The following is a 15,069-nucleotide window of genomic DNA, read 5'->3' as shown; positions in this document are numbered from 1 at the left end:
AACTGGCGGGCGATGCAGGGATTGTAAGGACAGTTTTCAGCGCGGCCTTGCCGCCAAGCGACAACTTCTTATAGCGCCAACCCGCGATTTTCGCGGGTTTACGCCAATGCGACAAATAGCATCGCAATGGCGCAGTTTAAACGCTGCGGCGCCCCAGTGGCAGGTGGTCGCGCAGATAGCAGCAACGTATCGGGCGCCGGCTTATCTATCTAGCCCCATCCGGCGGCCCGGAATTGTTCTGCTCTGACGCCTGATCATCATGCAAAGGCGCTTTCCTGTGACCCATCCCACTACGTCGATCCACCTCCCGGACCTGTCCACCTACCGCGACATGCACGCGGACATCCTCAAGCAGGCAGTGCCCAGCTGGCTGACGGGCGCCTCCCCGGCCAGGCGCGCAGCGCTGGGCAACACGCAGCCGGCTATCGCCGATTGGTACAAAACCGCGACGCCCCAGGAGCATGACACCCTGAAAAACCTGGTGGGCCTGGCCTGGACCGCGCAAAGCCAGGTCGACCAGGCCCTGTCCAACCTGCAATCGGCCGATGACTTCGGCGCGCCCCTGCTACAAGCCCTGCTCAAGCAGCGTTTCGGCGTCGAGCCCGATGTCAGGACCACGTATCTGCGTCTGTACATCCCCCAGACCGTCGCCTGGCTGCCCAGCGGCAGCGGCGGCGCACGCACCTGGACCGTCTCGCTGCTCGAAGCTGCGCTGCACAACTTTGAAGCGGACGAGGCCTACGCAGCGGCCTCCGGCTTCATCTCCCAGCCCAGCCCCAGCGGTCAATTCGACACCTTGCCCACCCTCGACGCACGCCTCACGGTCGCGCAATTCAGCGCCCTGTGTCGGGAGTTGGACATCGGCGCGCACTACCGGCGCTACCTCGAACAGTTCTTTGACTCCAACAACCCGGTCGCCATGGCAACCCTGCAGTCAAGGTTGCGACACAGCCAGGCGGCGGACCTGCGCGTCGCGCTGCAAATGGCGCACATGAAGCACGACCTGCTCGATCACGCGTCCTATGGGCTGTTGCAACGCATGCTGGACAAACCGGACAGCCGCAACACCTGCTATCCGCTGCTGTGTTATGACCTGACGATCATGTCGAGCACGCTGACCGGCATCGTCCTGTTTGCCGAAAACCTTGGCAGCCCTCACCCGGTGGAGGTCACCGCCTACCTCCCGGGCGATCCCTATGCGCCGCTTAAACAGTACGCCAACCCCGTCGCCTTCATGAATGCGCTGGCGAACAACCTGCGCAGTGTCGAGTACCAGCAATTTTTCAGCCGCTTCGTCAATCATGAAGAGCGCGGCCCGTTCTTTGCCGACCTCAATCGCCGGCTGTCCAAAGTCACCTGGCACCTGCATACCCGCGGCGATCCACTGCCGTCCTGGCGTGAGACGCCGATCGACCCGCCGCACCTGGCCTTCAGCGCGAGCAGGATCAGCGGCGACCTGTTCACTCATCTGTTCCAAAGGACGTACAACAAGGTGTTCAACGACGCCCGAGCCCGCGCCGTGTCCACCGCCAGCGCCGACCAGAAAGCGCGCTGGGAACGCTGGAACGTCGTGCAGAGAATCGCCTCCACGGTGCTGCAGATCGCCGCGTTCATTGCCGCGCCGTTTGTTCCTCCCGTTGGCTTGCTGATGCTTGGCTACAGCGCCTACCAGATGCTCGACGAGGCCTTTGAAGGGATCATCGATTGGGCAGAGGGCGAGGTGACCGAGGCCTTCGGCCACCTATTGTCGTTCGTGGAGCAAGGCTTGCAATTGGGTATGTTCGTCGCTGGCGCGCCCCTGGCCAGCGCTGCGCTGCGCCAGTTGCTACCCGTCGAGAGCGTGCAGTTTTTCGATCGACTCAAACCCGTCACCCTGCCCGATGGCAAGGCACGGCTATGGAAACCGGACCTGGCGCCTTATGCCCACGAGATCCAGTTGCCCACACACGGCCAGTACCCCGTCCAAGGCCTGTATCCGCACGATGGAATACCCTCGCTGCTGCTCGGGGAAAAACCGTTCGTGGTTCAAGCCGACCCACTGACTGAACAGCTCTACCTGCAACATCCCACCCGGCCCCACGCCTATCGGCCGCGCCTGACGACCAACGGCCAGGGTGCCTGGCTGAGTGAACTCGACACGCCTTCAAGCTGGGACAGCACTACCCTCATGCGGCGCCTGGGCCCTCGCACCCTTGGGCTCAGCGACGAACAACTGGCGCATATCCGCCGCATCAGCGCCACCGATGACGGCGCGTTGCGCAAGATGCACCTCAACCAGCACACACCGCCGCCCTTGCTGGCCGACACCTTGGAGCGCTTCCGGGTCGACCAGGCCTTGCAGGACTTCATCGATCAAATGAACAGCGATGACCCGGCACTCTACGGGCGTGCCGACGTACAGACTCAACTGCACCTGCTGACCAACCTGGGCCTTTGGCCAAAGGCCAAGACCCTGCGGTTCCTGGATGCCCGAGGCAACGTGCGATGGGAACTGACCGGCGAACCCAACGCCAGCGTGGTGCAACTGCACGAAACCCAGTTGAACAATGGCGACCTGCTGAAAACCCTTCTGGAGGCGCTGGACGAACCGCAACGCAAAGCCTTGCTGGGGGAAGCGTTCGGCGACCCGGTGACCTCCCTGCACACCCGAGCACGCCAGTTCAGGAGAAAACTCGCCCGCCTCGCGCTCGCGCATCGACGCAGTCTCTTTGACTCACGCTACCGCCAGGTGGACCGCCCCACGGCCCCGCGCCAACAGGCTTTGGTCGACCACACGCCTGGCCTGCCACTCAGCGCCGCCGATGCCTTACTGGACACGGCCAGCAGCCTCGAACTCAATGAGATCGACCAGGGTTCTGTCCCGACGCGCCTGAGCCAGCTGGCTCACTCGCTGCGAGACGAAGCTCGCCTCAACCACGCCTACGAAGGCCTGTACCTGGAGGCCACTGATACGCTGGAGACTCATCGACTGGCGCTGCACTCCCTGCAAGGCTTACCCGGCTGGTCCAACAGGCTGCGCCTGGAAATCAGGACTCCTGCGCCCGACGACACGCTCATCGATGCCATTGGCAAACCCAGGGCGCGCATCAAGAGAACCCTGATCCGCTCACCCGAGGGGCAATACACACCGCAGGACCGCAACGGATCGCTGTCTGGCGAAACCGACTTGTACACCGCGATCCTGCAGGCGCTTCCCGATGCCGAACGCGATGCCCTGGGCCTGCATATTGGCCAAGGCCCGGCACTCAGGCAGGCCCTGCGCAGCCATGCCCTGGCGCGCAACAGCCTGCGCAAACTGATCACCGCCCAACCTGCCCGCCCACCCTCCGACACCCGTACCCACCTGCGCCTGCTGGGCATGGACAATTACCCGCCAGCGCCGGTGCAAGCACAGCCCCCCAGCCCACGCGCACTGGCGCGCTCGCTGTTTCCCGCACACACCGACGCGCAGATCGACGAACTGATCCAAGACCTGGCAACCCGTCCCGACGGGGCTTTACCGATATTGACCGCCCTGCACCAGGAGTACCTGCAACTGGAGCGCGACCTGGCGACCTGGGAAGCCAATACCCCACGGACCTACCCAGGCACCGAGGTGACCCTGAGCCGCCAGGATTTTCGGGACGCCCGGCAAAACCGCCGTCTGTTCAGGCTTGAGCTATTGCGTGGCTGGCGCCGCGAAAGCGAGGCGGACCGGTTCTTCGAACCGCCCACCCGCAACGGCCAGAAGCTCACCCTGCCCTACCCCATCCTTGGAGAGCTCCCGACGCTGCGGGCGAATTTCGAACACATCTCTTACCTGGAGCTCAGGGGTCAACAAACAGCACTGAACGTCGATACGTTTTTGCGCAGCTTCCCACGCCTGCGCTGCCTCAGTATCAGCAATGCCCGGCTGGGCCAGTTCCCGCCCTTCATCAGCAGCATGCCGACCCTCAACACACTGGCGCTCAGCGACTGCGGCATCAGCCTGACGCCTGACAGCCTGCGCGCCCTGTCGAGCATGAACAGGCTGCGCACCCTGGACCTGGACAATAACCCGCTGGGCCTCACGCCCAACCTGGAACGCATGCCCGACATGCAGTTCCTGGACTTATCCAGCACCGGTATTTGCGAGGTCCCCGCCGGCCTGCTCAGCCGACCGGCACTGGAACTGGCAATGCTGTCCAACAACCAAATCACGCAATTGCCGTCGGCGTTCTTCGAGCTGCCCGCCGACACCGCGAAAAACATCGACCTTTCCGGCAATCCGATGTCACGACCGACCCTGGAGCAGGTAAAAGCCTATTACCAGCGAACGGGCCAGTATTGGGAAATCAATGCCGCTGCCGTAGACATCCGCCACGTCAACGCGCTGTTCCCGGACTTCAGCGAGAATGAAGTCAACCGATTCATTTTTGGCCTGCCCGGTACGCTGGAAATGGGCCAGGTCGAACTGGCACGACTGGAAGCTGAATACGAGGCGCTGTCCGACGGGCTGGACACCTGGGCCCGCCAAGCCCCGACGCCCGAGGAGCAAACCCGAAGGCACACATTCAAGCACGCACTCCAGGCGTGCTGGCGCCGGGAAAGCCCACTGGATGACGACGCTGCGCGGACCACCGCCACTTACACCCTTGAGAATGCACAGCCCTTCAGCGGTGAGTTCCCACCGCTCAACGCCGAGTTCAGCCATGTGTCTTCACTGCAGCTGCTGGGCGCGGGAGACCCATTCCCGCTGCAATCGGCGCCTTTTTTCAAAGGGTTTCCGGCGCTCAACCGCCTGTCTATCGAGGGTTATAAGCTGGGCGATATTCCCGCCTCGGTATTCGATCTGCCACAACTCTCGGCATTGCGCGTGACCCATTGCAGCCTCACGCTGTCCGCCGAGCGTGCGGCGTCGCTGGCCACCCTGGGCAACCTGGTGCGACTGGACCTCAGCCATAACCCGCTGGGCCGGATGCCGGACTTTGGCAAACTGCCCAAGCTTGCCCACATAAACCTTGAAGCAACCGGCCTGGCGGACATACCCGACAGCCTATTGACCGCCGTCCAGCGCGACAGCGTAAACCTGAGCGGTAACGCGATCACCGAGATTCCCGACGCGGCGTTCACGCTCTCGGCGAGCGTCGCCGGTGCCTATGATCTCTCCCGCAACCCGCTGTCCCGATCAGCGTTGCTGCAGATCAAACACTATTGCCTGCGCACCGGCGAATTCTTCCAGGCCGACGCCCCCACCGACCTGCAGAACCGGATCAAGGCGCTATACCCGACGTTCGTCACCGCTGAGGCCAACCAGTTTTTCTTCACGTTGCCGGGAGACCTGGACGCAACAGGCCCGGCCCTCGATCGCCTTGACGCCGAATACGCAACACTGCGCAGCGACCTTCAGGAATGGGCGCTGAATGTTCCGCAACGGCACCCACTCCGCGATGTGCCATTGGATGAACAAACCCGGGCGCAGGAACAACTCAATCGCCACAGCTTCAAGACGCTGCTGGAAGACGCCTGGCGCCGCGAAACCGATCTGGATGAGGAACACGACAGCCCCGAACCCACGCACAAGCTGACCTTTGGCACCGGCATCCTGGGCGACCTGCCGCACTTGAGCGCACGCCTTGACCACGTGTCGTCACTCGAACTGGACGGTGACGGTGGCACCGGCGGGCTCGATGGACTGCTCAAAAGCCTGCCCGGACTCAGGAGCCTGGTCATCTCAAAATTCAATCTGGGCGAGATTCCCCCCACGGTGTTCACCCTCCCACGGCTGAGCACCCTGAGCCTGACCGAGTCCGCCGTCCGGTTGACGCCCGCTAGCGTCAACGCCTTGACCGGGATGAATAACCTGGCCTACCTGGATTTGAGCGAAAACCCGTTGGGCCTCACGCCAGACGTCAGCCACTTGAACGCACTGGAATCACTGTACCTGCAAGACACCGCCATCACCGAAACGCCGCAGGGACTGTTCACCCTGCGTGAGCTGCGCACCCTCGACCTGAGCGACAACCGGATCGAGGCGCTGCCCGCCGCCCTGACGGAGCTGGCCACGGAGCTCGACCACGAATCGGACTTCAGCGGCAACCCATGGTCGGCGCAAAGCCTCGACCACCTCAGGCAGTATTACCTGCACACGGGTAACGACTTGGCGGTCGAGGCTGCTCGTCGAGATGTGACGGGGACTCCGCTGATAAGGCCGGTCACGCCGGAGCCCATGGAGGAGTAACCCATCGGCGCAAAAGTCAGCCGCGCTCGGACGGCACCGACGACAACTCGAAGGGGCTGCTGCTGCGCCGCTGGTTGCGGTCTTCACGCGGGGTCGCGCCGAAGAAGTTGCGGTAGGCGCTGGAGAAGTGCGGCCCCGAGGAGAAGCCACACGACAGGCCGATCTGGATGATCGACTTGCTGGTTTGCATGAGCATCTGGCGCGCCTTGTTCAGGCGCAGTTCCAGGTAGTACTGGCTGGGGACGCGGTTGAGGTATTGCTTGAAGATACGTTCCAGTTGTCGTCGCGACACGCACACGTGTTGGGCGATCTCGTCGGTGGTCAGCGGCTCTTCGATGTTGGCTTCCATCAACAGCACGGCCTGGGTCAGCTTGGGATGACTGGAACCCAGGCGATTCTGCAGCGGGATGCGCTGGCGCTCGCCGCCTTCGCGGATGCGTTCCACCACCAGCTCCTCGGAGACCGCACCGGCCAGTTCGGCACCGTGGTCACGGGCCAGTACGGCCAGCAGCAGGTCGAGTACCGACATGCCACCGCAGGCGGTCAGGCGGTCGCGGTCCCAGTCGAACAGATGGCTGGTGGCGATGACCTTGGGGAAGCGCTCGGCGAAATCATCCTGCCAGCGCCAGTGCACGGCGGCGCGGTAGCCGTCGAGCAAACCAAGCTGCGCCAGCGGGTACACGCCCGCCGACAGGCCGCCGATCACGCACCCGGCACGCACGAGCTGCTTGAGCGCTGAGCTCAGTTGCGAGGCGATGACGGTCGGGGGCTCGTCCGCCAGCAGGAACAGTTTCTGGAAACCTTCGAGCTTGCCGGCCCACGGCTCGCCCGGCAGTTGCCAGGCACCTTCGGTGTGCGGCTCGGCCTGCAGGAACGACAGTTCGTAGACCACGTCCGGATGCACCCGCTGAGCAACGCGCAAGGCCTCCTCAGCCAGCGCAAGCGTCAGTGCTTTTGTGCTGGGCCAAATCAGGAAACCAATTTTATGGGCGGTCATGGAGTGCTATCCGAAGCCTGTAACAGTAATGAAGACAAGGGCCAATGCTAGCCCGGAAACCAACACAAATCTCAAAACATGTGGAGATCCAATGTCGGAGCTGGCTTGCCTGCGATAGGTGGGCCAGCTTGCATCTGTGGTGCAGACACGCCGCCATCGCAGGCAAGCCAGCGCCCACGGGGGAACGTGACCCACCTCAAGACTGCCAAGCATGCACTAACTCGGTGCGCAAAAGCAGTCTTGGTTATTTCAGGCTGCCCGACAGGAACTGCTGCAAGCGCTCCGATTGTGGGTTCACCAGCACTTCACGCGGGTTGCCGCGCTCTTCGACGATACCTTTGTGCAGAAACACCAACTGGTTCGACACTTCACGGGCGAAGCCCATTTCGTGGGTCACCACCACCATGGTGCGGCCTTCCTGGGCCAGGTCCTGCATCACCTTGAGCACTTCACCGACCAGTTCCGGGTCGAGGGCCGAGGTGGGTTCGTCGAACAGCATCACCTCCGGTTCCATCGCCAGGGCGCGGGCAATGGCCACGCGTTGCTGCTCGCCGCCAGACATGTGGCCAGGGAACGCATCCTTGCGATGCCCCACGCCGACCTTGGCCAGGTAGTGCTCAGCCTTTTCGCGGGCTTCTTTCTTCGATACGCCCAGCACATGCACCGGCGCTTCCATCACGTTTTCAAGCGCGGTCATGTGCGACCACAGGTTGAAATGCTGGAACACCATGGACAGGCGCGAACGCATGCGCTGCAGCTGCTTGGGGTCGGCGGCCTTCATGGCGCCGTCCTTGTTGGTCACCAGCTTCAGCTCTTCGTTGTTGAGCAGGATCTTGCCGGCGTGGGGTTGCTCCAGCAGGTTGATGCAGCGCAAAAAGGTACTTTTGCCCGAGCCACTGGAACCGATGATGCTGATCACATCACCGGCCGCGGCGGCCAGGGACACACCTTTGAGCACTTCATGACTGCCATAGCGTTTATGCAGGTCTTGGACTTCAAGTTTGTACATGCGGTCGGTTCTCACAAAAACAGGTGGTCAGTCGTTGAGCAAGCGCCCGTGACGCAGCGCTTCGCGCCCCGCCACCTTGGCCAGCCAGAAACCCGCTTGGGCATAACGTAGCCGTTCAACGGCAAACAACACCCCCGAGGTGCCCGCGCAAATCGTACTCACGCGGTCTTCCAGGGGGTCAATCACTTCAAAAATCGGCTCGCCTTTCTCGACCCATTCACCGGCTTTACGCAGGTAACTGATCACCCCTGCATGGGGCGCGAACAACAGTTCGGTGCCTTCAAACGGCACGCCTTCACAAGGCTCGTATTGCGGCGCGGGCCATTCACCCTTGATCAAGCCCTGCTCGGCGAGGAACGCGAGGATGCCTTCGGCGTGGAAGACCGCCTCGTCGCGGCCGGTATCGGCCTGGCCACCCAGCTCAAGCGTCGTCGCCAGGCAGGCCAGCGGGATCTGCGCCTCAGGGAACGCCTGGGACAAGCGCAACCACGGCAACGAACAGGCTTCATCGAACGAACTGCCGCCGGAGTCTTCCGCCAGCAGGCCGACCTTCACATTCAGGTGCGCCGACAGCGAGCGCCACTGCGGCCAGTGCTGCGGCAGGGCGTACATGTGCAGCGCGGCTTCGGCATCGCAATGCAGGTCCAGCACCACATCGGCGGTGCAGGCGTGGCTCAGCAAGATGCGCTGCATGCCTTGCAACTGGCTGCTCGGCTCGGGTAACGCGTTGAGCGCATCGCTCATCGCCTGGCGGATCATGCGCACGTTGGCATGAGGATCATCGCCCAGCTTGCCTTTAAGCAACTCGGCCACCGGCTCGCTCAACTCAACGAAGTCACGGTTGAAGTTCTTGCCGCTGCCCACCTCGAAACGTCCCTGGTGGCTGCCTTGCAACAGCTGGCCCAGGCCCATCGGGTTGGCCACCGGCACCAGCTCGATCACGCCGTTGAGGGCGCCTTGTTGTTCCAGTTCGGTGAGGCGCTTTTTCAGCTCCCAGGCGGCGCGCATGCCCGGCAATTCGTCGGCGTGCAGGCTGGCCTGGATATAGGCCTTGCGCTCGCCCTTGCCGAAACGGAACACGCTCAGCTGGCGCTCGCAGCCCAGGTGACCCCAGGGCAACCGGTGATCGATACGTTCCATATCAGTGCTTCCGTGGAGCCAGGTAGCTCAGCCAGCGGCGCTCGGCCAACTTGAACAGGCGCACCAGGATGAAGGTCAGGCACAAGTAGAACGCGCCGGCGGTGATATAGGCTTCGAACGGCAGGTAGAACTGCGCGTTCACCGTGCGGGCGGCACCGGTGATGTCGATCAGGGTAACGATGGACGCCAAGCTGGTGGTCTGCAGCATCATGATCACTTCGTTGCTGTACTGCGGCAGCGCACGGCGCAGGGCCGAGGGCAGCAGGATGCGGCGATACAGCTTGTAGCGCGACATGCCCATGGCCTTGGCGGCTTCGATCTCGCCATTGGGCGTGGCCTTGAGGCTGCCGGCAATGATCTCTGCGGTGTAGGCACTGGTGTTGATCGCAAACGCCAGGCACGCACAGAAGGTGGCACTGGACAGCATTGGCCAGAGGAAACTCTCGCGCACCGCCTCGAACTGGGCCAGGCCGTAGTAGATCAAGAACAGCTGCACCAGCATCGGCGTGCCACGGATCACGTAGGTGTAGAGCCAGGCCACACCGTTGACGATCGGCTGCTTGGACACACGCATCAGGCCCAGGGGCAAGGCGGCGAGCAAGCCGAAGAACAGCGAGATGGCGAGCAGTTTCAGGGTGGTCAGCAGGCCGCCAAGGTACAGCGGCATGGCCTCCCAGATGACGTTGTAGTCGAAGATCATAGATCAGCCGCCCTTACGCCTACCGAGTAGCGCTTCTCAAGATGACGCAGGGCCAGCAACGACACGCTGGTAATCACCAGGTACATCGCCGCCACTGCGAGGAAGAAGGTAAAAGGCTCGCGAGTGGCGTCTGCCGCCTGCTTGGCCTTGAACATCATGTCTTGCAGGCCCACCACCGAGATCAGTGCCGTGGCCTTGGTGAGGACCAGCCAGTTGTTGGTAAACCCGGGGATCGCCAGCCGAATCATCTGCGGCACCATCACCCGGAAAAACACCTGGAAACTGCTCATGCCATACGCAAGGCCGGCCTCGGCCTGGCCCTTGGGAATGGCCATGAAGGCGCCACGGAAGGTTTCCGACAGGTAGGCGCCAAAGATGAAACCCAGGGTGCCGATACCGGCGGCCAAGGGGTTCAAGTCGATATAGTCGTCATAGCCGAGCATCGGCGCGACGCGGTTGAGCAGGTCCTGGCCACCGTAGAAAATCAGCAGTATCAGCACCAGGTCGGGGATCCCGCGGATCACCGTGGAGTACAAGTCACCCAGCCAGGCCAGCCAGCGCACCGGCGACAGGCGTAACGCGACCCCGATCAGACCCAGAACAATGGCCAAGGCCATGGACGACAAGGCGAGCTGAAGCGTCAACCATGCGCCATCGAGGATGACGGCCCCGTAGCCTTTCAACATGATTCAGGTCCTCGAAAAGGGGGATGAAAAAATGGCGCAAACCTCAGGAATTCTGTTGCTTGCGCCATTTAGGACAGACAGCTGCGACGATTTACTTGGCGTCAGCGCCGTAAATATCGAAGTCGAAGTACTTGTCCTGGATCTTCTTGTACTCGCCGTTGGCGCGGATCGCGGCAATGGCGGCATTGATGCGGTCCAGGTTTTCCTTGTCGCCCTTGCGTACCGCGATGCCTATGCCGTCGCCGAAGTATTTGGCCTCGGTGAAGGACGGGCCGACGAACGCGTAGCCTTTGCCAGCGTCGGTCTTCAGGAAACCGTCCTGCAGCAGGGTGGCGTCTGCCACGGTACCGTCCAGGCGACCGGCTTCAACATCCAGGTAGATTTCGTTCTGGGTGCCGTAAGGAACGATGGTGGCGCCTTTTGGAGCCAATACTTCCTTGGCAAAACGGTCGTGGATCGAACCGCGCTGTACACCGATCTTCTTGCCTTTCAATTCATCCAGGCTGTCGCTGACGGTGGTGCCTTCCTTCAACACCAGGCGCGCTGGGCTCAGGTAGTAGCGGTTGGTGAAGTCCACGGACTTCTTGCGGTCTTCCGTGATCGACATGGACGACAGGATCGCATCGATCTTGCGCACTTTCAGCGCCGGGATCAGGCCATCGAACTCCTGCTCGACCCAGGTGCACTTCACGTCCATCTGCTTGCACAGGGCGTTGCCGATGTCATAGTCAAAACCGACGATGCTGCCATCGGGTGCTTTAGAGGCAAACGGAGGGTAAGCCGCTTCGATACCAATTTTCAGAGGCTTGCCTTCAGCGAAAGCCTGCATGGACAGCACGGACAGCGCCAGGGCGCCCAACAGCACGAGTTTCTTCATCTTGGGACTCCATCGGTATAGGGCAAAACAGCAGTATGAGCCATGGCCCACGATGCGGCGTAAGGGAAACCGAATTGCGGTGCTGCGTCCCACACCAGTTACACACTGGAGACGACGAGCGAGTGATCGGCATTCTAACGACAGGCCGGAAGCCGATATTTCCTCAATGCGACAACAATTTACAGAAGCACCGAGAAAGCGGTTCCAGCTCATTGACAGCCTCTGGATTTTATGCAGAGACAAAAGACATTAAACCTGTAGACGCTGCAAATTGCGGGCCTATTATTCGCAAACCCTTCTAGCACGGCAAGTCTGGCGTTTAATCTTATTTCCTGGGGTGTCTAAAACGCGGCTTTTCGGGGCGCGGGCGTAGCGCTTTGCCTCATGTTCGAGCACCGGGTTACACATTTGTGCCAGCCGGTAACATTCAGAAACCTCCTACAAGAGAAGCCGATATTTATTGGCCTGGCGTTTATGCAGATCTGTAGGAGCACCAAGCTTAGCTTGAAGTGCGTTCAACCTGTGGGAACTGGCTTGCCTGCGACAGCGGCCTGTCAGCCAACCCACCTTCGCCTGACACACCCTCATTGCAGGCAAGCCAGCTCCCACCTTGATCCGGTGTTGTCAGAGACACCCGACTGGCGCCCACAAAAAAGCCCCACCCGGTATTCACCGGGTGGGGCTTCCTGCTGCCACAACGGCGCTTAAGCGACGTTCATGGTCTTGTGCGTCTCAATCAAATGCGCGACCACGCCTGGGTCCGCCAGGGTGGAAATATCGCCCAACCCGTCGTACTCGGCCGTGGCAATCTTGCGCAGGATACGCCGCATGATTTTCCCCGAGCGCGTCTTCGGCAAGCCCGGCGCCCACTGGATCACGTCCGGCGAAGCAATCGGCCCGATCTCCTTGCGCACCCAGTTTTTCAACTCCAGGCGCAATGCTTCGTTCGGCTCTTCGCCATTTTTGAGGGTGACATACACATAGATGCCCTGCCCCTTGATGTCGTGCGGCACACCCACCACCGCCGCCTCGGCGACTTTCGGGTGGGCGACCATGGCGCTCTCGATCTCGGCAGTGCCCATGCGGTGGCCGGACACGTTCAACACGTCGTCCACGCGACCCGTGATCCAGTAGTAACCGTCCTCGTCGCGACGCGCACCGTCACCGGTGAAGTACATGCCGCGGAAGGTCTTGAAGTAGGTATCGACGAAACGGTCATGATCGCCGTACAACGTACGTGCCTGGCCTGGCCACGAATCGAGGATCACCAGGTTACCTTCGGCGGCGCCTTCGATCAGGTTGCCGAGGTTATCCACCAGCGCCGGCACCACACCAAAGAACGGCCGTGCCGCCGAGCCCGGCTTGAGCGCATGGGCGCCCGGCAGCGGGCTCATCATGTTGCCGCCGGTTTCGGTCTGCCACCAGGTGTCGACAATCGGGCAACGGGATTGGCCGACATTCTTGTAGTACCAGTCCCAGGCTTCCGGGTTGATCGGCTCGCCCACCGAACCCAGCAAGCGCAGGCTGCTGCCATCGGCGCCTTCCACGGCAGCGGTGCCGGAAGCCATCATCGCGCGGATCGCGGTCGGCGCGGTGTAGAGGATATTGACCTTGTGCTTGTCGACGATCTTCGCCACCCGGGTGATGTCCGGGTAGTTAGGCACGCCTTCGAACAGCAGCGTGGTCGCGCCATTGGCCAGCGGGCCGTAGACGATATAGGTGTGGCCAGTGACCCAGCCGACGTCGGCGGTGCACCAGTAGATTTCGCCAGGGCGGTAGTCGAACACGCGCTCGTGGGTCAGGGCTGCGTACAGCAGGTAGCCGCCGGTGGTGTGCTGCACGCCCTTGGGCTTGCCGGTGGAACCGGAGGTGTAGAGGATGAACAGCGCTTCTTCGGCGCCCATCTCCTTGGGCGCACACACGGTGCCCGCCACTTTCATCAGGTCTTCGTACCAGATGTCGCGATGCTGGTTCCACTTGATCTGGCCATTGGTGCGCTTGCACACGATGACCTTCTGGATGCTGCTGGTTTCCGGGTTGGTCAGGGCGTCGTCGACGTTGGCCTTGAGTGAAATTTTCTTACCGGCACGGATACCTTCGTCGGCAGTGATCACCACCTTCGACTTACAGTCGATGATACGACCGGCCAGGGCCTCCGGCGAGAACCCGCCAAACACCACGGAGTGGATCGCACCGATGCGGGTACAGGCCAGCATGGCAACCACGGCTTCGGGGATCATCGGCATATAGATAGTCACCACGTCGCCGCGGTGCACATCCTGGCCACGCAGGGCGTTGGCGAACTTGCAGACTTCTTCATGCAGCTCGCGGTAGGTGATGGTGCGGCTCTCGGAAGGGTCGTCGCCCTCCCAGATGATTGCCGCCTGGTCGCCGCGCTCGGCGAGATGACGGTCCAGGCAGTTGTAGGAAACGTTCAGGGTGCCATCGGCGAACCACTTGATGTCGACATGGTGATCGTCGAACGAGGTCTGCTTCACCGTGGTGAAAGGCTTGATCCAGTCGAGGCGCTTGGCTTGCTCGCGCCAGAAGCCATCGGGGTTGACCACCGACTGCTGGTACATGGCCTTGTAGGTCGCCTCGTCGGTCAGCGTGTTGGCTGCTACTTCGGGGCGAACGGGGTACAGGGAAGCCGCACTCATCTTTCTTACCTCGGTGACATAGTTGTTTTTGTATGCCCTGTTGTAGCCGGGGCGGGCCTATAGAACCATTCGACGATGGTAGTAACAAGCCCCTACAAATTACCCTGATATGCCCCTGTGCAGCTCTAGCCCGCGGACCGTGGCGGATTGCGCCTGTGTGAAAAAAGCTTTACCACGGGATTGTTACAAAAACCGCCAATAGTGTTTATCAAAAGTACGGGTATATGAATATAACCTGGGGGCCTAAAATCAACTCCGCCAACACGGCACTGTGATTAACAACGCAACCGCCCCCACGAAGGCAACGTTAATCTGAACTTCCCAACTCTTAAGTTACACACGCGGCCTCACAAGGGCCCCGTGACCCCATTCGACCTAAATAAGGTAAATAGAGAAATGAAAGCTTTAGTAGTTATGGCCCTCAGCAGCTTGTGCGCAACCGCCGCCCTGGCCGACGAAGCCCCGACTGACGTAGCTAGCCGGAACACACCGATCGTTGAGGACTACACTTACAGCACCCACCTGGACGTCGCCAAAGTCGTGTCCATGAGTAACATCCCAGAAGTATGCGAAGTTGTACCGGTCAAGATGGAATATGAAGATTCGCACGGCCAGCGCCATATTCTTAATTACCATGTCATGGGCAACGGTTGCTCTAACGGATAACAACTTCGTTAGTAGGATCTTGTTCGCCGCAAGAAATTGTTCTTGCGGCAAAGCGCCGGCTGCGAATACACCCCGATCCCACTGCAGGCGCTGGCTGGCCAGCGATGGCGATTTCAGCCATACCCACCCCACAAA

Annotated in this window: 9 protein-coding genes; 2 read left to right on the top strand and 7 right to left on the bottom strand. The window is 61.4% G+C overall.

Annotated elements, in window-relative coordinates:
- Positions 1-277: 277 nt before the first annotated feature.
- Complete coding sequence (locus CQ002_RS09405; protein ID WP_234010355.1) at positions 278-6,199, top strand: dermonecrotic toxin domain-containing protein; 5,922 nt, start codon at positions 278-280, stop codon at positions 6,197-6,199.
- A gap of 16 nt (positions 6,200-6,215) precedes the next feature.
- On the opposite strand, the gene CQ002_RS09400 is transcribed toward CQ002_RS09405, so the two are convergent.
- From CQ002_RS09400 to acs, 7 genes are all read right to left on the bottom strand, one after another.
- Positions 6,216-7,196, bottom strand: coding sequence for a GlxA family transcriptional regulator (locus CQ002_RS09400; protein WP_034108428.1), 981 nt, complete (start codon positions 7,194-7,196; stop codon positions 6,216-6,218).
- 244 nt (positions 7,197-7,440) lie between these two features.
- Entirely contained in the window at positions 7,441-8,205 is a 765-nt protein-coding gene (locus CQ002_RS09395; RefSeq protein ID WP_069078093.1) for an ABC transporter ATP-binding protein, read from the bottom strand.
- Between the two features lie 27 nt (positions 8,206-8,232).
- The gene (locus CQ002_RS09390) at positions 8,233-9,345 is read right to left on the bottom strand and encodes a succinylglutamate desuccinylase/aspartoacylase family protein (protein WP_034108430.1); all 1,113 of its coding nucleotides are present in this window, start codon (positions 9,343-9,345) and stop codon (positions 8,233-8,235) included.
- A 1-nt stretch (position 9,346) separates the two neighbouring features.
- Positions 9,347-10,045, bottom strand: a complete 699-nt coding sequence (locus tag CQ002_RS09385; RefSeq protein ID WP_034108432.1) for an ABC transporter permease — start codon at positions 10,043-10,045, stop codon at positions 9,347-9,349.
- Positions 10,042-10,731, bottom strand: coding sequence for an ABC transporter permease (locus CQ002_RS09380; RefSeq protein WP_010208305.1), 690 nt, complete (start codon positions 10,729-10,731; stop codon positions 10,042-10,044). The genes CQ002_RS09385 and CQ002_RS09380 overlap by 4 nt, the downstream gene beginning before the upstream one ends.
- A gap of 91 nt (positions 10,732-10,822) precedes the next feature.
- Positions 10,823-11,608, bottom strand: a complete 786-nt coding sequence (locus CQ002_RS09375) for an ABC transporter substrate-binding protein (protein WP_034108435.1) — start codon at positions 11,606-11,608, stop codon at positions 10,823-10,825.
- Between the two features lie 704 nt (positions 11,609-12,312).
- Positions 12,313-14,268, bottom strand: a complete 1,956-nt coding sequence (gene acs, locus CQ002_RS09370) for an acetate--CoA ligase (RefSeq protein WP_034108438.1) — start codon at positions 14,266-14,268, stop codon at positions 12,313-12,315.
- Between the two features lie 396 nt (positions 14,269-14,664).
- Between acs and CQ002_RS09365 the strand changes: the two genes are divergently transcribed.
- Positions 14,665-14,934 carry a DUF2790 domain-containing protein gene (locus tag CQ002_RS09365; protein ID WP_080758312.1) on the top strand — a complete coding sequence of 90 codons (270 nt, stop codon included), beginning with the start codon at positions 14,665-14,667 and terminating at the stop codon, positions 14,932-14,934.
- Positions 14,935-15,069 lie beyond the last annotated feature (135 nt).

Source organism: Pseudomonas sp. MYb13, assembly GCF_002980075.1.
Classification (GTDB): domain Bacteria; phylum Pseudomonadota; class Gammaproteobacteria; order Pseudomonadales; family Pseudomonadaceae; genus Aquipseudomonas; species Aquipseudomonas lurida.
This window is presented reverse-complemented; position numbering and strand designations above follow the sequence as displayed.